This window comes from Neobacillus sp. C211 (genome assembly GCF_051842875.1).
Lineage (GTDB): Bacteria > Bacillota > Bacilli > Bacillales > Cytobacillaceae > Neobacillus.
Genome location: NZ_JBPXRO010000007.1, coordinates 31,855 through 51,342 on the forward strand (window position 1 = coordinate 31,855; position 19,488 = coordinate 51,342).

The following is a 19,488-nucleotide window of genomic DNA, read 5'->3' on the forward strand; positions in this document are numbered from 1 at the left end:
TAATGCCTTTTTTTTGTTCATTTTTCATTTTTTTTCACCTCCTCTAAAGGAGACGGGTGTGTATTCACTCTTTTTGGCGACTGGATGATGAACCATGAGATGTTGGATGAAAAAGAAGATACCAATATTCATAACGATATCACCGATACTGATGATTTGTGTTCGTGGATAGGGGTCTGTGATGGGAATAACATCGCCCAAAAATCCAAGATACGTAGAAGATGTTAGCATCGTATGCTTGGCGTATAGGCTTTCTTTAAGGACTTCGATATATTCAGAATCTAAAACAGCAGCTGCTTCCAATGAAACCGGCATTCTTCCGCCGTTGATCACCATGACTAAAAAATTGAGAAATACACCAATAAGAATGAGAGTAAATCCTGGGTTTTTGCGGTTCATAAATAAAAACAGCAAACCGAGTACATATACCACAATGTAGATGTATCCGCTTACCTGTCCCAGAAATTTGTAATCGTTTTGAAGCATAAAAACGGCTAGTTCAACAACCAATAGGAGAGGAAAGATCCATCCCCACTTTAGCTTCAACTGTGCTAGTGCTCTTAGATTCCCTTTTCGTAGAAACCCTACTATAAACGAAATAATGATGCCGTCAAAAACCATAGTTGTTACCTGCCTATGCCAGAATATATAACTAATAGAAGAAGTTCAAAAATTCCACAAAAAAAAAATATTCCCACAATAATATAATCAAAGATATTCGTCGAATGCAAGGGGATGTTGCTTGGTTTTGTGTCGAATTTGTATATATTCTTATGTCTTGACAAGGATACTCTTATTACATGGGATTGTCCCATGTAATAAACCGACTGGTAGCTTAATAGAATAGCTTTTTTTATGTGGAGTGCTCAGCTGTTCATTAGTAATCTCCAGAAAAGAGGTGTTATTAAAGACAGTTCTCGACATACTTTTCAGCCATTTAGAGAAATAAATCCAGGAATGGCAGGTGCTGAACCCACTTTTAATCAAACGTTTATGTAGTAGGGAAAAAGGGGGGGATTAATAGAATGATGTAAGTTCAAGCGAAATCCGCCTGTTTTTGTGGAAATAATGGTTATTTCCTGCGGAATGATCCCGCGTAAACCGACAATTTCCCGCCTGCATTAGCAGAGGAAATCCTTATAGGTTAGTACTTGCAGTTGTTTCAACCAAACGTTTGATTGAAAGGGAAACTTGGCGGAAATAAGCGAGGTTTGTCATTTAATCGGATGGATTGGGAGTAAATAATCAACGGGCGGGCGGAAATGGAGAGGAGTTTTGAGGAGAGCGAGAACTAGTACTCAAGAGGCTGTAAACGACCATGAAGGCGAAAAAAGAGAGAAGTTGGTCGTAAAGAGAGGTTCTAAGTGACCGTGAAGGAGGAAAAAGGAAGAGTCCGGTTACATAGAGAGGTTCTTAACCACTAACAGGTAGTGTGGTGCTCATTTCATTTTAGTAATATAGTTTTTTGAGCACTTTCGCCGATAACATGAGTTTATGCGGTGAATTAATTTTGTTCTAACGGGTTTCTCCATTCTTCAATTTTGTGCTATTTTTAAATATATCAAAAAGACATTTAAAATAATGCCAATTGGAGGAAGTTTACATGTTAGGTGCCATTGAAGCAGGAGGAACAAAATTTGTTTGTGCAGTAGGGGATGAATCGGGTAAGATTCTGGAGCGGTTTCAGATTCCTACTACCGTACCTGAAGAGACCATTCCTGGGGTGATTGAATTTTTTAAAAAATATCCTATCCAAGCCATCGGAATTGGCTCGTTTGGGCCGATTGATGTGAACCAGGAAAGTCCAACTTATGGAATGATTACCACGACACCGAAAACAGCATGGAGGGACTTCCCATTTGTTGACACGTTCAAAGAGGCTTTTTCGGTTCCAGTCGGATTCAATACGGATGTAAATGCTGCTGCATTGGGTGAGTCTGTTCTGGGTGCTGCAAAAGGCCTGGATAGCTGCCTTTACATCACTGTTGGGACTGGCATTGGAGCAGGTGCGATTGTACAGGGGGAACTCTTGCAGGGTTGGTCACATCCTGAAATGGGTCACATTCTTGTAAGACGTCATCCGAATGATGAATACAAAGGCAAATGCCCATACCACGCTGATTGCCTGGAAGGTCTGGCGGCTGGACCCGCGATTGAAGAACGGTGGGGTGAAAAAGGAATCCATCTGGTGGAGCGTTCCGAAGTTTGGGAAATGGAAGGGTACTATATTGCACAGGCACTTATGCAATATATACTGGTTCTCTCTCCTAAAAAAATTATTCTTGGCGGCGGCGTCATGAACCAAAAGCAGGTATTCACGTCTATCTATAAGTACCTGCCGGAATTATTGAACGATTATATCACCTTACCGGAGCTTTCTAGCTATATTGTGAGTCCTGGTCTAGGGGATAATGCCGGGATCACGGGGTCCCTTCTGCTTGCCCATCGAGCATTACTTCAAGCCGGACTTGAAAAATAAACTTCATCCTAATAAAAAGCGTAATAGGTGATCTATTACGTTTTTTATTTTTTCATAAATTCCCGGTCTTAACGAAGAGTGGCTGGACGCCTTGAAATAGAGAGTGAGTAAATGATGAAGCCATTTTTCTACATTCCTTTCAGGTATTTGAGGGGTAACACCACCTTTAATTAAACGTTGGTGTAGTAGAGAAAAGGCGGGAAATTAATAGAATGATGGAAGTTTAAGAGAAACCAATCAGATTTTGTGGGAAGGTGGGTTATTTCCTGCGGAATGATTTTGCGAATCTCGACAATATCCACTCACCTTTTACAGGGAAAATACCTATAGAACCGTACTTACAGCTGTTTCAACCAAACGTTTGATTAGTATAGCATATATGGAATGACGTCGATTGGCTGTCGTTTATAGACAATAATTGTTCAAAGGCTATTTATCTTCTATTTTTAGGTCGTTTTTCAACAATTAATTTGTATTGGAAATGGTCACTTGGAATAATTTAAGGCAAAGAATCGAGTATTGTTTAAACGAAAAACTACATCCTTTTTATGTGGAGTGTTAATTTAATTTTTTTTAGTAGTTGTGAAAAGAATGGAACGAACAGGTGTTACGGTGGGCTTTTCTTTGGAGAATATTTCAGTAATCAGCCCTAACTCGGAAATATTCACTTATGAACAATCAGTCCATGCTAGAACTGATTGTTCAAAAAACTCATTTTTTTATACTGAAATTATCAGCTAACAACGTCCAGTTCGACGGATATGGATAGCCTAATGCCCAGTAACTAATTCCGCGGAGATTAAATTCCTTAGCCAAGTCGAACTTGGCTTGGGCGCTGCGGGCATCTTCAAACCATACTTCATGGCCACGGCCTTTTTCATCGACGTAACGGAAAAATGGTGATTGGGTGGTGTCATCATATTGAATCGATGCCCCGTATTTTACTGCACGCGCAATCGCTTCTTGTGTACTAAATGTTTCTGCTTCTTGTCCTTTAACATGTGGAAGGAGCCAATCACGGGCATAAATTTGGAACCCTAAGAATATTTTTTCTGCCGGCATAACGGTCCGCGCGTATTCCACGACACGTCTCATTTGGTTGATAGGAGAGATCGCCTGTGGCGGTCCAAGCCTGTATCCCCATTCATAGGTCATCAGTACGACAAAGTCTACAATCCTACCATGTGCTTCATAATCATGTGCTTCATACAGCAGACCCGCTTGTGTCGCACTTTGTTTGGGTGCAACCGCCGTTGAGACAAAATATCCTCGCGGATGAAGACGGTTCACGGTTAGTTGGAGGAATAGATTGTAATTTTCGCGGTCGGCTGGTAATACATTTTCAAAATCAATGTTTACGCCCTTATAACCTTTTTCATCCATAATCCGAAGCATATTTGTCAGTACTTTTTCGCGTAATTCTGGACTAGATAAAAGGGTATGAGCCACGTTTGATCCAGCTGCAGTTGAAGTAAAGTTTGTAATCGACATCATCGGTGTGACATTACTGGTCTTTGCTGCTTGTAGGGTTAACTCATCATGAGCAGGAGTGAAATCCCCATTTTCATTGATTAGGTAAGCAAATGGACTGATATACGTGAGCAAATGGCTAAGTTCCTTAACCGTTTCAGCCGCTGCTTGATCGGGTTGATAGGTATAGGAATTGACTTCGATAGTTGGTTTCTTGATTGGTATTCTTAATCGTGTACCGGAATAAATGAGGTTTGGATTTTGAATCTGATTTTCATCGATAATCGCTTGGACTGTCACCCCGTAACGATTCGCAATTTGCCATAATGTTTCCCCAGATTGAGTCACGTGTATCCTTGGAGGGATGATGAGTTTTGCCCCTGGATATAAAAGAGACGGATTTGTGAGTTGATTTGCCTGGATAATCGAGTTAATTTCCACCCCATATTGTTGTGAAATCGACCACAATGTATCACCCGATCTAATGATGTGTGATGTCCCGGGGACTGGGATTACAAGTGATTGCCCAACTAACAGCTGGTTCGGGTTTTGGAGCCCATTTGATTGAACAATTCCATTCATATTTACTTTGTAGCGAGCAGCAATTTGCCAAAGTGTTTCACCGCTCCGGACCACATGAATCACCATCTACCTCTCCTCCTGTTTCACTTCAATAATAACTTATGTGGGTTAGAAGGAATGGGTTAATTGTCTATATAAATTTATGGGCACAGTTCGATTTTTTTGTAAAAAAGCTAATCATCGAGTATTAGTGGGGATAAGTGAAATCCAATTATTATTATTATTATTCTTTAGCAGTTTTTGTATGATCCTCAAAGAAACGAAATGAACAATAAAATCGCATTGACGATAAATTGGATTAAGGACAAAAATCGATAAAATGGATTAGAATGACTCGACTATTTTTAAAGCATGGAAACGAAACATTCTTTTGGAAAATAAAAGCAGTAATTTCTAAGCTAATAAATAAAACCCTTTATAAATCTAGGTCTCTTTAATAGCAGCACATTAGTCTGAATGATTAGTTTTTTGTAATAGTATTGACAGTTTTTCGACATAATTATAGAATTACATTGAAATATATGAATCTATGCATTTTTAATACGGGTGATCAGGGGATCAACTAAACGAGACTATTATTCCACTTTCAATTCCAAAGCATAACATCTTGCGTTCAAAAGTAGGATTGAAAAATTTCGGGAGTAATTTTCGTGAGGCAATTGCTTTTTTGCACCAATTTGAAACCGTTTGCAAATTTTAACAATAAAATCCCAATGAAACAACACGAGCAGATGTTATGTGAGAAACTGAGTGAGGTAATTTTAAAAGGAGGAATTATTTTGGCAAAAAAGGTTTTAAAGGATTTCTTAGCACCCCAACTGAACGAGTTGCGGGAAAACGGCCTCTACAATGTCATTGATACTGTAGAAGGACCAAACGGCCCTATAGTTACCATCAATGGCAAATCATTAATCAATATGTCATCCAATAACTATCTTGGCCTTGCCAATAATGAAAGAATGAAGCAAAAAGCGCATGAAGCAATCGAGGAATATGGTTTGGGGGCCGGAGCGGTCCGTACAATCAATGGTACATTGACAATCCATAATGAATTGGAGAAAACAATTGCCAAGTTCAAGCATACCGAAGCTGCCATTGCCTTCCAATCCGGGTTCAATTGCAATATGGGTGCTATTTCAGCCCTGATGACAAAGAAGGATGCCATTCTCTCGGATGAATTGAACCATGCATCGATAATTGATGGATGCAGATTGTCAGGAGCGAAAATTATCCGCGTCAAGCACCAGGACATGGACGATTTGCGTCGAGTAGCGAAAGAGACAATTGAAAGCGGTTTATACGAAAAAGTCATGTACATCACAGACGGAGTTTTTTCAATGGACGGTGATGTAGCAAAGCTTCCGGAAATCGTCGAAATTGCTGATGAGTTTGGGTTAATCACGTATGTAGATGATGCCCATGGTTCTGGTGTAATGGGTAACGGTGCTGGTACGGTTAAGCATTTTGGCCTCTCAGACCGAATTGACTTACAGATTGGGACCCTTTCAAAAGCGATTGGCGTCGTAGGCGGATATGTAGCAGGTACAGAGCAGCTGATTGACTGGCTGAAAGTCCGTGCACGTCCATTCCTGTTTTCAACCTCATTGACTCCGGGAGATGCTGCCGCCTGTATCGAAGCTATCAATATCATGACCGAATCGACAGAAAAAGTTGAAAAGCTTTGGGAAAACGGAAGATACCTAAAAGAAGGCTTAAAGAACCTTGGTTTCGAAATTGGACATTCCGAAACACCAATTACCCCATGCATCATAGGAAAAGAAGATCTGACCCAATTATTTTCGCGCAGGCTGATGGAAGAAGGCGTTTATGCAAAATCAATTACCTTCCCAACAGTTCCTAGAGGTACAGGCAGGGTTAGGAATATGCCTACTGCTGCGCATACCAAGGAAATGCTTGATGAGGTTTTGGCAGTCTATGGAAAAATAGGTAAAGAATTGTCTATTATTTAAACGTTTACAATTTCACCAAGGATAAAAATGTTCTTGCTTCAGTAAAATAAGGGTAAATAAACCTTTGGAGGTCCCGTCATATGAAAAAAATTCTTATTACTGGCTGTCTCGGCCAAATCGGTTCGGAATTGACACACCGTCTCAGAGTAATGTACGGAACAGAAAACGTTGTTGCAACAGATATTCGCCATATCGAAGGCAATCCAGTCATCGAGGGTGGTACATTTGAAATACTTGATGTTATGGATTACGAAGCAATGCTAGGCCTTTGCAAAAAATATGAAGTTGATACCCTCATGCATCTTGCAGCCCTTTTGTCGGCAGTAGGAGAAGCAAAGCCAAAATTCGCATGGGACCTGAATATGGGTGGCCTGATGAACGCCCTTGAAGTTTCACGTGAGCTAAACCTGAAACTCTTTATACCGAGCTCCATCGCTGCTTTCGGACCAGGAACACCGGCAGAAATGACACCCCAGGATACGGTACAAAGGCCAGCTACTATGTATGGCGTCACAAAGGTATCCGGTGAATTGCTTTGCGACTACTATTTTACAAAATACGGTGTAGACGTACGCGGAGTAAGGTTCCCTGGACTGATTTCATACAAGACTCTTCCAGGCGGGGGAACAACCGACTACGCAGTAGATATTTACTATGAAGCACTTAAGAATAAGAAATATGTATCATTCATTGGCAAAGGAACCTATATGGATATGATGTATATGCCTGATGCGATCGATGCTATCATTCAACTGATGGAGGCTGATCCTTCAAGATTGAAGCACCGCAATGCATTTAACATCACAGCCATGAGCTTTGAGCCGGAACAAATTGCTGCATCCATTAGAAAATTCATTCCTGAATTCGAAATCTCATACAATGTTGACCCTGTACGCCAAGGCATCGCAGACTCATGGCCAAATAGCCTTGATGTATCTGCTGCACGCGAGGAATGGGATTTCAATCCTCAATATAACCTGGACCGTATGACAAAAGATATGCTGGAAAACCTATCAGAGAAATTAGGCATTCCCTTTAGGGAGCTTACACTAGCCTATTAATTATTACCTTTCTTTCCCAAAACTATTTTATGAAATCTGGGGTAAAGGAAAGCGCTCTCTTCTATAAAAACTATTATAATTCATCTGCGGAAAAAAGACAAATGTATTTTTCAGATGGACTATTTCATGTATATTAGAAATTTGACAATAAAGAGGGGGAAATTTAAATGGCAAACAAGGAATTGAATAGGGGTTTAAGTTCACGCCATATTCAGATGATTGCGTTGGGCGGAACGATTGGTGTAGGTCTATTTATGGGTTCTTCCAGCACGATAGGCTGGACGGGTCCATCCGTAATGCTCGCTTATGGAATTACAGGAATATTTCTATATTTGATTATGCGCGCCATGGGCGAAATGCTCTATATGGAACCAAGTACAGGTTCATTCGCAACATTTGGCTATAAGTATATCCATCCAATAGCGGGATATATGACTGCCTGGAGTAACTGGTTCCAGTGGGTAGTTGTCGGTATGGCGGAAGTTATCGCAATCGGTACTTATATGCATTATTGGTTTCCAAATCTTCCTGCTTGGATTCCAGGCCTAATCGCAATGGTTATTCTAGGGGCGGCTAACTTTATTTCTGTAAAATCATTTGGTGAATTCGAATTTTGGTTTGCTTTGATTAAAGTAGTTACGATTGTATTGATGATTATTGCAGGTTTCGGCCTGATTTTCTTCGGCATTGGCAACGGAGGAGATGCGATCGGCATATCAAACCTCTGGAAAAATGGCGGTTTCTTTACTGGCGGACTTAAAGGGTTCCTCTTTGCCCTATCACTTGTTGTTGGGGCTTATCAAGGTGTAGAGCTTATCGGTATTACAGCTGGTGAAGCGAAGGATCCACAGAAAACAATTAGAAACGCGATCCAAAGTACTATTTGGCGTATCCTCGTTTTCTATATTGGCGCAATTTTTGTTATTGTTACAGTTTATCCTTGGGATCAATTACATGCGATCGGAAGCCCATTCGTAGCAACTTTTGCAAAAATCGGTATTACTGCTGCAGCTGGAATCATTAACTTTGTGGTTATCACTGCTGCATTGTCTGGCTGTAACAGCGGTATCTATAGCGCAGGGCGCATGCTTTATACACTTGGAGTCAATGGACAAGCTCCAAAAGCGTTTGCGAAGGTTTCAAGTAATGGGGTGCCTTTATTCGGTACAATTGGCGTACTAATCGGCCTTGGCTTTGGAGTTGTTTTAAGTTATATTGCACCTGAAAAACTGTTTGTGTACGTCTATGCTTCAAGTGTTCTTCCTGGGATGGTTCCTTGGTTTGTCATTCTGATCAGCCAAATCAAGTTCAGGAAAGTCCATGCTGAAAAAATGGCGGCTCATCCATTCAAAATGCCTTTTGCGCCTGTCACTAACTATGTGACAATTGCCTATCTGGTAGCGGTGCTTGTCGGTATGTGGTTCAATGAAGACACTCGTGTATCGCTGATTGCGGGTATTGTGTTCTTGGCTATTGTGGTCATCAGCTTTTATGCTTTCGGAATTAACAAGCGTGTTCCTGCGGATCTTCAAGAAGAGGATCTGACAGAGAGGAAAGCGATTTAAACTCCTGACTGTTTGATTGTGGGAGAAACGGAAGGGTATAAGGAAGCTGTTAATATAAGAATCAATAAATAGGGACAGTTTTCATAAATTGTCCCTATTTTTCTTGTTGGCTGCATGCTAAGAAAACAAACGGAACATCTATGTAGAGAATCTTAATTATAGAACTCAGGTGAAAACAATGAAGTATCGATCAGCATTTGAAATCATTGGTCCAATTATGATTGGGCCTTCCAGTTCACATACAGCTGGTGCAGTCCGGATTGGCCGCGTTGCCCGGACCCTATTCGAGGGCCAGCCGAAAAAGGCTGTTCTCTCGCTTTACGGCTCATTTGCAAAAACGTATAAAGGACATGGAACAGACTTGGCTCTTGTTGCGGGCTTATTGGATTTTGATACGTTCGACGAGCGGATACCCGACTCATTGGATATAGCGGAACAATTGGGTATGGAGGTCATCTTTCAAGAGGAAGAGGCCATTACAGAACATCCAAATACAGTAAAGATTAATCTTTTTGATGAAGATAAAGAGTTGGAGATTATCGGCATATCCATTGGCGGAGGAACCATTGAAATCACTGAAATCAATTCGTTCAAACTAAAATTATCGGGTGACCCTGCAATACTGGTCATTCATAATGACCGTTTTGGAGTAATCAGCTCTGTAACATCCATTCTTTCGCAAAATAAAATAAACATCAGTCATATGGAAGTGTCCAGGAAAGATAAAGGCGACATGGCAATCATGGTAATTGAATCCGATGAAAAGCTAGATGACCAGGTGATCAACGGAGTACAAAAGCTGGATAACGTTATAAGTGTAATCCGTATGGTTGTATAAATAGGTGTTTTCGGGCACGAACATAAATTAATAGAAGACAGCAGGGGGAAATCCTATGTTTCGTAATGTAGCTGAACTTGTTTCGCTGGCGGAACAACGACAGGTTAAAATAGCCGAAATTATGATTCGGCAGGAAATAGAAGTTACTGGCCTTTCCCGTGAGGATGTGATTGCCAAAATGGATCAGAACCTGACGGTAATGGAACAGGCCATCGAACGGGGCTTAAATGGAGTAAAATCACGCACAGGACTCACAGGCGGAGATGCAGTATTGCTGCAAAACTATATTCAGAGCGGAAAGTCCCTTACGGGCACATTGCTGTTGGATGCGGTGAGCAAGGCGGTTGCCACGAATGAAGTCAATGCAGCAATGGGCATCATTTGTGCCACGCCAACTGCTGGTTCGGCCGGGGTTGTCCCGGGTACATTATTTGCGGTAAAGGATAAACTCAATCCAACTAGGCAGGAAATGATTGAATTTTTATTTACGGCAGCGGCGTTTGGATTTGTCGTTGCAAACAATGCGTCCATTTCAGGGGCTGCAGGCGGTTGCCAGGCAGAGGTAGGTTCGGCTTCAGGTATGGCAGCAGCCGCAATCGTTGAAATGGCCGGCGGTACGCCTAAACAATCAGCAGAAGCGATGGCCATCACCTTGAAAAATATGCTGGGTCTTGTTTGCGATCCGGTTGCCGGCCTCGTTGAAGTGCCTTGCGTGAAACGGAATGCAATGGGTGCATCAAATGCTTTGACAGCAGCTGATATGGCCCTTGCCGGGATAACCAGCAGGATTCCATGTGACGAAGTCATTGGAGCCATGTATGCAATTGGACAGTCAATGCCGGCTTCTTTAAGGGAAACAGCCGAAGGAGGACTAGCGGCTACCCCGACCGGACGTAGGCTTGAAGCTGAAATCTTTGGCCAGCCTAAAGTAAAACTGATTGATTATTTAGTATAACTACTTCAAAAAGCTGCCGGTCATTCCAGGCAGCTTTATTTTTGGTATATGAAAAGAGTTGTCCATCCCGGCCTTCAAGAACAACTTTTGAAATCACTAGCATACTTTTTCAAGCCGGGTCTGTATTTTATTAAGTGGCTGTAAATTTAGCATAGATGATAAAAAATAGAGTTAATTCTCCTATTATGACAATGTTTGGAACTACCATGATCAAATTAATAATAAAAAAGGCTGCTAAAATCCCTAAAAACAACCCTAAATGATTAATTTTCAGACGGTGTTGTTCATACCTGTATTGATGAAAAACAATGGTAGTTGAAATGAAATAGAGCAATACAGAACTAAAATAAAGCAAATCGTTCTAATAAATGAGCCGTATTGGTCAGGGCTTTTACCAAATACTTGCGTCCGAAAACAGGCACAATAACATAGACAATAATTCCTGCATATAACACAGCGTATCGAATCCATGAATCAAAAAAGACAAATAGCAAGTCATAAAAAAGTTCTAACCACGTCACTTTTTTTTCTTCCATAAAGTTTCAACTCCTTCGGCCACTTATTAAAACAAATGGAATCTTCCGATTATGATCGTCCAAAGGATCAAAGTTAAGATTGGCATGGAGATTAGGGTGATTAACCACGCTCTTTCAAATAGGTTATAGCCTTTTTTCTCCGCAAACCATTCAGACCATAGGATCAGGAGATAAAGGGAGATGAACTCTAGCGTAATAGTTAATAACTTATAGAGTACAAAATTAAAGAAGCCATGATTGTCCATGTTTATCCCCTTTCGCTTGTACATGTTTATTCATTTCCAGGCGAAAGTATTATAAAAACTAAGGCTGTGGTGTCAGGCACCATTTACAAAATGTTCCTACCCTAATTAAGAGGAAGCTCGCTACGGGTAAACGATTTGATACTATAAATATATTTTTATACAAAAAAATTGACAAATTCTGAACGGAATTTGTCGGTGAAGAGGTCATTTTCGTAGGAAAAGTTGAAATATGGGCTGATGTTATCTGCCCAGAGACCTTGGAATGCCGACCTTGCTCAAAAATTTAAAAATAAAAGATTAGATTTGTAGATTTTTGACTAAACATTCTTAATTACGAACACAACACCTCTTTGTTAAAATAGTAATGTACTTTATAACGAATGGAGAGGTGTTATGAAAATTAGTAAAAAATTCAAGAGTTTAGTATTGGCGGGCGCTTTACTTATGTCCTTACCCGTTAACGCTTTTGCCAAAGGCCCTGCAAACGCCGCAAAAAGTCCTCAAAAACCGGTCATTGATTATGTGGCCCTAGGGGATTCTCTCGCAGTAGGATATACGCCCTTTGGTCCAGGTGATGTAGGATATCCTGACTATATTGCACAAGATTTTGAGAAAGAAAATTACAAAGTTGATTACGATAATTATGCGGTCCCTGGCTATACTTCAGCCCAATTGTTGAAAGATGTCCTTTCTAACAAAGAGGTAAGGGCGGGAATTAAAGAAGCTGAGTACATTACCATTGATATTGGGGGAAATGACCTTCTCGGGGCTCTAAAGGCCGATCCGACTGGTAAAACTGCGCCAGCTGCAATTGCCCGTGCATCTCTAAATTTACAAATCATTTTACAAACGATTGATAATTTAAACCGCCATGCGAAGGTTTATGTCATGGGTTATTACAATACCTTCCCTTATTTGCCTGCGGAGCAACAGGCCGGGCTGCTGCCATTGTTGTTTGCGTTTAATAGTAAAATCGACACGCTATCCAAAGCCAATCACGATACGTATGTGCCGACTTACAATGTGATTGCATCAAACTATCCATTGTATCTTCCAAATCCAATTGACATTCATCTAAGTCTAGCAGGCTATCAAGTTGTTGCCGACCAGTTCTGGAAAGAAATTGATCCGACCTTACCATAGAGGAAATAACGACAACCAGAACGTTATTATCACCGATAAAAAGCAAAAAAGTAACCGCCCATCCATCTGGATTGGGCGGTTACTTTTTTTTATCCCTTAACGTGTCCTCTGCACAAGGACAAACTTCGCATTTGTCCACCGATGGTACCTGACACCGATAGTTCAAACAAATTAAAATAATTAAAAAATTAAAAAAATACTTGATTTATTAAACGCAGGGCTTTATATTGAATTTAAGAAATTTAATTTCTTCAAAATAAATTATAGGAAATTTAATTTCATGATTTGAAGAAACTATTTTTTGTATTAATTCTGTAAAAGTTTAGAAAACCCTGCTTTTCAAAAAAAGTAAGAAAATCATTAACCGGTTGACAATAAGGGAGGGAATTATTAATCAACTTGAGGAAAAAAATTTCACCAGATTCATAGATGAAAAAATATGTCTGCACAATCTTTCTACTAAAAGTAAGCGTCTACATTTTTTGGTTAAAACTTATGCTTTTAAATAAAAAGGAGATGTTTCTTATGTTGATAACAATGAAAGAATTACTTACTGTAGCTAAAGAAAATAAATTTGCGGTGGGAGCCTTTAATGTTTGTGATAGTTCATTTTTACGTGCAGTAGTCGAAGAGGCGGAAAAAGTGAATTCTCCAGCTATCATTGCCATCCATCCATCGGAATTAGAGTTTTTGACAGACGAATTTTTCTCTTATGTAAAGCATCGGGTTTATGAAAGTAGAGTACCATTTGTCATCCATTTGGATCATGGCGGTTCAATTGAAGAAATCCTGAGAGCAATTCGCTGCGGCTTTACGTCGGTAATGATTGATGGATCCCTGCTCCCATATGAAGAAAACGTTGCATTAACGAAGAAAGCAACCGAAATCGCACATGCAGTTGGGGTTTCGATAGAAGGAGAATTAGGGACGATCGGAAGCACAGGGAATTCAGTAGAAGGCGGCGTTACAAAGGTTACTTACACAGATCCTGCACAAGCTGAAGATTTTGTTGCCCGTACAGGTGTTGATACTCTCGCCGTAGCAATTGGTACAGCGCATGGTATTTATCCAAAGGATATCAAACCAGAATTGCAAATGGATATTTTAAAAGAAATCAATGAACTTGTTGATATTCCATTAGTCCTTCATGGTGGTTCTTCTAACCCAGACAATGAAATTTCCCAATCCGTGCAACTGGGTGTAAGTAAAATAAATATTTCTAGTGATATGAAGTATGCCTATTTTACAAAAGCACGTGAAATTTTAAGCACGACTGAATACTGGGATCCAAACGTAATCTACCCAGAATGCATTAACGAAGCCAAAAAAGTGATTAACTATAAAATGCACCTCTTCAATTCCGTTGGAAAAGCTGAATTATATCAACAGCAACCAGCAGCCCAAAAAGCAGAACCAGTTGTAAGTGGTATCAGATATTAATGCATAGTAATCCCAACTAGAATTCTTCTTAATAAACCTTCATCTTCTGTCCTTCAGCATGAAATAAAAGATATAAAGGAAAGGAATTTCTTTATATGACCATACCTCAATTAAAAAATTATAATGCCATGGTGGAAAATATGTTTGCAAAAGCTGGGATTGTTTTGACTACGGATGAAAAGGAATCCATTGAAATTGCGGATTTTGGCTTAAATGATCTTGAAACAACCGGCTTACAACTTATCACGTATGTAAATAACGAGCGGTATTGTGCGAAGGAATTGGTTTTATTCCCGAATCAAACTTGTCCTGAACACCGGCATCCTCCTCGGGCAGATGGAAATCCTGGAAAGTTGGAAACCTTCCGCTGCCGGAAAGGTACTGTATATTTATATGTAGAAGGAGAGGCTACTGAGCTACCCCTCACGTCTCCTCCCGAAATTGATAGAAAATACTATACAGTCTTCCATGAAATCGTTCTCCTTGAAGGCGAGCAATATACAATACCCGAAAACTCCAAACATTGGTTCCAGGCTGCTGAAGAAGGCGCGATCATTTCTGAGTTTTCTTCGAATAGTGAAGATGAATCTGATATTTTCACAGATCCTCGAATCATACGCGTTCAAGAATAATGGCAACGAGGAGAAGAATAGTTTTCGTCCTGTTCTTCTCCTATCTTTTAACAAAAAAAATAGGTGAAATTGAAGAGAAATTTATTTTTATTATACTTGTAAGCGTATTCATACCTTTTGCAATTAATCTATCATTTACTTAGAACAAAGGTAGGAAAACCTGCCTTCATGCAGGTATGTTACAAAACATAAACCAAATTTATATATTTATGGAGGGAAACCATGAGAAGGCTTTTCGTTCTTTTCTTAGTATGTATGATGGTCATTTTGTCAGCCTGTAGTTCCAATCAGTCATCGACAAGTAGTAATGGTAAAGAGAATGATAGTAATGTAACGACTATTAATTTCGCGGCAATTAAAACATTCGGTGTGGATTCTTGGAGCGAGTTGATTAAGAAATTTGAAGCGGAAAATCCAGATATTAAAGTTAAATTAACGCAAATGCCAGCTCCTGCAAAAAGCACAGAAATCCATCAATACTTAGTAACTGCCTTCCAATCTGGCCAAAGTGATATTGATGTCTTTACTGGAGACGTTGTCTGGGTACCAGAGTTTGCAGCAGCAGGATGGACAGAGCCGATGGATCAATATGTAAACAAGGATGAGTACTATCCTGGTGTTATTGATGCACTAACTTATGATGGTAAATTATCTGCAATGCCATGGTATGTAGATGGCGGGATGCTTTATTATCGCAAGGATCTTTTGGATAAATATAACAAGCCTGTTCCGACCACTTGGGATGAACTGATTAAAACGTCTGAGGAAATCAAAAGCAAAGAAAATAATGACAAGCTAAACCAATTTGTATGGCAAGGCAAGCAAGCAGAAGTTCTTGTCTGTGACTTTGTCGAATTCTTAGGGAGTGCAGGAGGATCCATTCTAGATAGCAATGGAAAATCAGCTGCAAGCAGCCCAGAATTTTTGAAAACACTAGAGTTTATGAGAAAGATGACAGACGATAAGATTTCTCCTAAGTCCGTGTTGACGTTTGACGAAGAACCAAGCCGTACCGTTTTCACAGATGGAAATGCCATTTTCCACAGAAACTGGTCCTATGTTTGGAGTGTTGCACAAGATCCAAAGCAATCGAAAGTGGTTGATAAAGTTGGTGTTGCTCCACTTCCTTCCTTTGATGGAAAAAGCAGTGCTTCTACTATGGGCGGATATCAATTCATGGTTTCTAAGAGCTCTAAAAAGAAAGAAGCAGCTGTCAAATTTGCACAATTCTTATCTAGTGAAGAAAGTCAATTGTACTATGCAAAGGAACTTGCCTTCAGCCCAACAAGACCAAATGTCTTAAAGGACAGCGAATTACAAAAGAAGAACCCGTTCTTAACCGGCTTAGATAAAGTATTCCAAGGTACGACTGCCCGTCCTGTTAGCCCTGATTACCCTAAATTGTCGTTAGTCCTTCAATCGAATATCTCGGGTGTTCTTTCCGGCATGATCAAAGAAAAGGATGCGGCAAAACAGATCGATAATGAGTTGAAAAAGATTACGAATCAATAAATTTTCTGAAGGCACAAACTTAGTATCGTTTGTGCCTTAAACGTATAAGAGGTGAATGGACTATGGAAAAAGTAGAAAAGCAGGTCATTGGGAGCACCAATGCCCATTTATTACTAGCAAGAAAAAAGAATGTCAAAAAGATATTCAATAAACCCATGATGATCGGTTACTTATTTTTACTGCCATCTCTATTGATTCTTTGTATCGTCGGTATTTATCCTTTGATTCAAACCATTTATTTAAGCTTTTTCGATGTTTCCTTTACTAAGCAAGGTTCCAGTTTTGTGGGCCTAGAGAATTACCGGAATCTTTTAAGTGATTTGTGGTTCAAAGTGGCTTATAAAAACACGTGGGTTTTTACTGCATTTTCTGTTTTATTGGAGACGATATTCGGTCTTTTTATTGCCTTGGTCCTTAATAAAAATTTTAAGGGAAGAGGTTTGGTGCGAGCCTGTGTATTAATTCCGTGGGCGATTCCAACCGTTGTTTCGGCCAGGATGTGGGAGTGGATTTTTAATGCGGAGTATGGGATTTTAAATTTCTTATTAATGAAGGTCGGAATCATTGATGCCAATATTAATTGGCTTGGAGAAACCTCGACAGCTATGTCTGCTGCGATTTTTTCAGATGTTTGGAAAACAACTCCATTTATGGCGTTAATCATATTAGCTGGTTTACAAGGAATATCATCAAGCTTATATGAAGCGGCAGACATTGATGGAGCGAATAAATGGAAGCAATTCTTTCATATTACATTTCCATTATTAATTCCTTCTATTATGATTGCTGTTTTATTAAGATCATTAGACGCTTTCCGTGTATTTGATTTGATTTTTGTTTTAACGGGAGGCGGACCGGCGAATTCGACCGAAGTGCTTTCTTCGTACGCCTATAAGACCACTTTCTCCGCTTCTCAGGTAAGTTATGGTGCAGCGATGTCGTCGTTAATGGCGGTATCTGTTTTCATCTTAGCGATGGTTCTCCTATTCTTTATGAATCAATCATCCAAAAAAATTGAAGGAGGAAAGTAAGATGAAAGGAATGCTCAAGCGATCTACCATTGTCATACTTGCGTCTTTCATCGTCGTGTTTCAAGTAGCACCTTTCTTTTGGCAGATCATTACTTCTTTAAAAATGGATAAAGATTTATCATCCCTGCCGCCAATATTTCCAAACGAAGTCACCTGGCTTCATTATCAAAATATCTTTCAAAATACCGATTTTTATAAATACATCTTGAATAGTTCGGTTATTGCTGTCGTAGTGACATTGCTTTGCTTGTTCCTGGGAAGTTTGGCTGCCTATTCACTAGCTAGATTGCCGATTAAAGGGAAGGGTTTTATTTTACTTTTATTTCTATCGACGTCGATGTTTCCACAAATCGCGGTGGTGACCCCTCTTTATAATCTCATTAAACAATTGGGATTATATAACACGCATGCTGGATTAGTTCTATCGTATATGCTGTTTGGACTGCCATTAAGTGTGTTACTGCTGTACGGATTTTTCAGGAATATCCCTTATGAAATTGAAGAGGCAGCGTATATGGATGGGTGCGGATACTTTCGAACGTACTGGCAGGTGTGTCTGCCGTTAATGGCTCCAGGCCTGGTTACTGCTGGATTGTTAGTGTTTATCTCATCATGGAACGAATTTTTATTTGCGATTACGTTTACCAATAATATTGATGCTCAGACCATTCCTGTTGGCATTGCTATGTTGCCGCAAATGTTCTTTGTCCCTTGGGGTGATACAGCAGCAACATCTATTCTTGTAACCTTGCCGTTAATCATCCTTGTGTTGATTTTTGAGAAAAAACTTACAAAAGGCATCATGGGAGGAGCAGTGAAAGGATGACAACTATTGCAACTGGATTTACAGCCAATATAGATTTATTAGCAAAAATCACACCAGAGTTTTACAATGAAATCAGAGGAAATGCCGACAAAACTCCAAAGTCCGTTATTGACACGTGGGATGAGTTTTGTACGGTGATTGACTGGAATATCAAGAGAGGCAGCGGAGCGGAATATATCGTGTCAAATCAGGAAATTCTTGCCCGTTTAGAAAAAAAGTTAGATTGGACGAAGGCTATCGGTGGAACCGGCTTGCAAGCAGGTTGTGCAGCAAGTTGTGCAGGGTATAGGGCACTGGTAAATATTCCGATCCAATCTAATGAGTTGTCAGATTTGGTTTCGGAACATCAGGAGTTGATCCTTTTATCAGATCTTGAGGGGGATGTGCCAAGGCATTATATAGTAGAATATGAGCATGGAGATTCTTCCAACCGAATCATTTTCCGAAAGCAGGATGAATTTCCGTCTGATATTATCGCGAAAAGATTTCTGGAACGTCTAGAAATCAATCAAGATGATATTAGCTGGTTGTTGATCTCTGGATACAATGCCTTTGATCGAAGCGAAGACATTGACTTGTTTTTACAGAATACCGTTACTATATTGGCGTCATTAGGACCTAGGAAACCTAAAGTCCACCTTGAACTCGCTTCGATCTGGTCAATGGATGAACAGTGGAAGATCATTCGAACTCTAGGAGGCTATGTTGATAGTATCGGTGTCAATGAAGATGAATATCAGGAATTAATTGGAGGGAACAAACCTCTATTAAGTTATGACGATGCTGATTTATTAAATACGATTAACGATGCCTGTGAGTATCTAAGTGTTGCTAATTTTATTTTGCATACCAAACAATTCTCATTAATTAAATCGGATCTATATGATACCTCTCACTGGAGGAAAGCGTTAGAAAATGGTAACTTGATGGCGTTTTCAAGAGCGGTAAAGGGGGAAATTTGTGATCAAAAGATGATGAAACAAGTTTCGTTACGATCAAGTCTTCACCCCAGAGGAGAAAGGTTGCAAAAATTAACAATGGGCCAAAAAGATATCACCATCATTCCAGCTTTTAGGGGAGAAACCGTTAGCACGATTGGCTTAGGGGATACATTTACAGCTGGATTATTAGCGGAAGCACCAGTAGAATTTCTGCCAATGAGTAAACTACGTTTATAAATATTGGATGAATAGATGGTTTGAA

At 39.9% G+C, this 19,488-nt stretch carries 16 protein-coding genes and 1 pseudogene; 13 read left to right on the top strand and 4 right to left on the bottom strand.

Features of this window, described 5'->3' with window-relative positions; genetic code table 11:
- Positions 1 to 24: 24 nt before the first annotated feature.
- Positions 25 to 621 carry a DUF5317 domain-containing protein gene (locus tag ACSU6B_RS08695; RefSeq protein ID WP_410884410.1) on the bottom strand — a complete coding sequence of 199 codons (597 nt, stop codon included), beginning with the start codon at positions 619 to 621 and terminating at the stop codon, positions 25 to 27.
- A gap of 982 nt (positions 622 to 1,603) precedes the next feature.
- Here ACSU6B_RS08695 and ACSU6B_RS08700 point away from each other — a divergent pair.
- Positions 1,604 to 2,479 (top strand): ROK family protein, encoded by an 876-nt coding sequence (locus ACSU6B_RS08700; RefSeq protein ID WP_410884412.1) that lies wholly within the window; start codon positions 1,604 to 1,606, stop codon positions 2,477 to 2,479.
- 711 nt (positions 2,480 to 3,190) lie between these two features.
- On the opposite strand, the gene ACSU6B_RS08705 is transcribed toward ACSU6B_RS08700, so the two are convergent.
- Positions 3,191 to 4,597, bottom strand: a complete 1,407-nt coding sequence (locus ACSU6B_RS08705) for a LysM peptidoglycan-binding domain-containing protein (protein ID WP_410884414.1) — start codon at positions 4,595 to 4,597, stop codon at positions 3,191 to 3,193.
- A 713-nt stretch (positions 4,598 to 5,310) separates the two neighbouring features.
- Here ACSU6B_RS08705 and ACSU6B_RS08710 point away from each other — a divergent pair.
- From ACSU6B_RS08710 to sdaAA, 5 genes are all read left to right on the top strand, one after another.
- Complete coding sequence (locus ACSU6B_RS08710) at positions 5,311 to 6,501, top strand: glycine C-acetyltransferase (protein WP_410884416.1); 1,191 nt, start codon at positions 5,311 to 5,313, stop codon at positions 6,499 to 6,501.
- A gap of 80 nt (positions 6,502 to 6,581) precedes the next feature.
- Positions 6,582 to 7,562, top strand: a complete 981-nt coding sequence (locus ACSU6B_RS08715; RefSeq protein WP_215003951.1) for an L-threonine 3-dehydrogenase — start codon at positions 6,582 to 6,584, stop codon at positions 7,560 to 7,562.
- 167 nt (positions 7,563 to 7,729) lie between these two features.
- Entirely contained in the window at positions 7,730 to 9,127 is a 1,398-nt protein-coding gene (locus tag ACSU6B_RS08720; protein ID WP_410884418.1) for an amino acid permease, read from the top strand.
- Positions 9,128 to 9,305: 178 nt separating this feature from the next.
- A complete protein-coding gene (gene sdaAB, locus ACSU6B_RS08725; protein WP_410884420.1) occupies positions 9,306 to 9,965 on the top strand; it encodes an L-serine ammonia-lyase, iron-sulfur-dependent subunit beta in 660 nt (219 codons plus the stop codon).
- 55 nt (positions 9,966 to 10,020) lie between these two features.
- On the top strand, positions 10,021 to 10,920 hold the full coding sequence (gene sdaAA, locus ACSU6B_RS08730) for an L-serine ammonia-lyase, iron-sulfur-dependent, subunit alpha (RefSeq protein WP_215003955.1): 900 nt from the start codon (positions 10,021 to 10,023) through the stop codon (positions 10,918 to 10,920).
- Between the two features lie 130 nt (positions 10,921 to 11,050).
- Here the strand turns inward: sdaAA and ACSU6B_RS08735 are convergent.
- Positions 11,051 to 11,435: pseudogene (locus tag ACSU6B_RS08735) on the bottom strand (low temperature requirement protein A); the annotation flags it as partial.
- 47 nt (positions 11,436 to 11,482) lie between these two features.
- On the bottom strand, positions 11,483 to 11,701 hold the full coding sequence (locus ACSU6B_RS08740; protein WP_410884422.1) for a hypothetical protein: 219 nt from the start codon (positions 11,699 to 11,701) through the stop codon (positions 11,483 to 11,485).
- 393 nt (positions 11,702 to 12,094) lie between these two features.
- Here ACSU6B_RS08740 and ACSU6B_RS08745 point away from each other — a divergent pair, with 393 nt between their 5' ends.
- The 7 genes from ACSU6B_RS08745 (at position 12,095) to ACSU6B_RS08775 (ending at position 19,463) form a co-directional block, all read left to right on the top strand.
- Positions 12,095 to 12,844, top strand: coding sequence for a GDSL-type esterase/lipase family protein (locus ACSU6B_RS08745; RefSeq protein WP_410884424.1), 750 nt, complete (start codon positions 12,095 to 12,097; stop codon positions 12,842 to 12,844).
- Positions 12,845 to 13,369: 525 nt separating this feature from the next.
- Positions 13,370 to 14,284, top strand: coding sequence for a ketose-bisphosphate aldolase (locus tag ACSU6B_RS08750; RefSeq protein ID WP_214717741.1), 915 nt, complete (start codon positions 13,370 to 13,372; stop codon positions 14,282 to 14,284).
- A gap of 95 nt (positions 14,285 to 14,379) precedes the next feature.
- The gene (locus tag ACSU6B_RS08755; RefSeq protein WP_410884426.1) at positions 14,380 to 14,916 is read left to right on the top strand and encodes a D-lyxose/D-mannose family sugar isomerase; all 537 of its coding nucleotides are present in this window, start codon (positions 14,380 to 14,382) and stop codon (positions 14,914 to 14,916) included.
- A 222-nt stretch (positions 14,917 to 15,138) separates the two neighbouring features.
- Positions 15,139 to 16,428: an ABC transporter substrate-binding protein gene (locus ACSU6B_RS08760; protein ID WP_410884428.1), complete on the top strand. Its 1,290-nt coding sequence runs from the start codon at positions 15,139 to 15,141 to the stop codon at positions 16,426 to 16,428.
- A gap of 62 nt (positions 16,429 to 16,490) precedes the next feature.
- On the top strand, positions 16,491 to 17,459 hold the full coding sequence (locus ACSU6B_RS08765; RefSeq protein ID WP_410884430.1) for a carbohydrate ABC transporter permease: 969 nt from the start codon (positions 16,491 to 16,493) through the stop codon (positions 17,457 to 17,459).
- Between the two features lies 1 nt (position 17,460).
- The gene (locus ACSU6B_RS08770; protein WP_410884432.1) at positions 17,461 to 18,285 is read left to right on the top strand and encodes a carbohydrate ABC transporter permease; all 825 of its coding nucleotides are present in this window, start codon (positions 17,461 to 17,463) and stop codon (positions 18,283 to 18,285) included.
- Complete coding sequence (locus ACSU6B_RS08775; protein ID WP_410884434.1) at positions 18,282 to 19,463, top strand: ADP-dependent glucokinase/phosphofructokinase; 1,182 nt, start codon at positions 18,282 to 18,284, stop codon at positions 19,461 to 19,463. Before ACSU6B_RS08770 ends, ACSU6B_RS08775 begins: the two co-directional genes overlap by 4 nt.
- Positions 19,464 to 19,488: the final 25 nt, after the last annotated feature.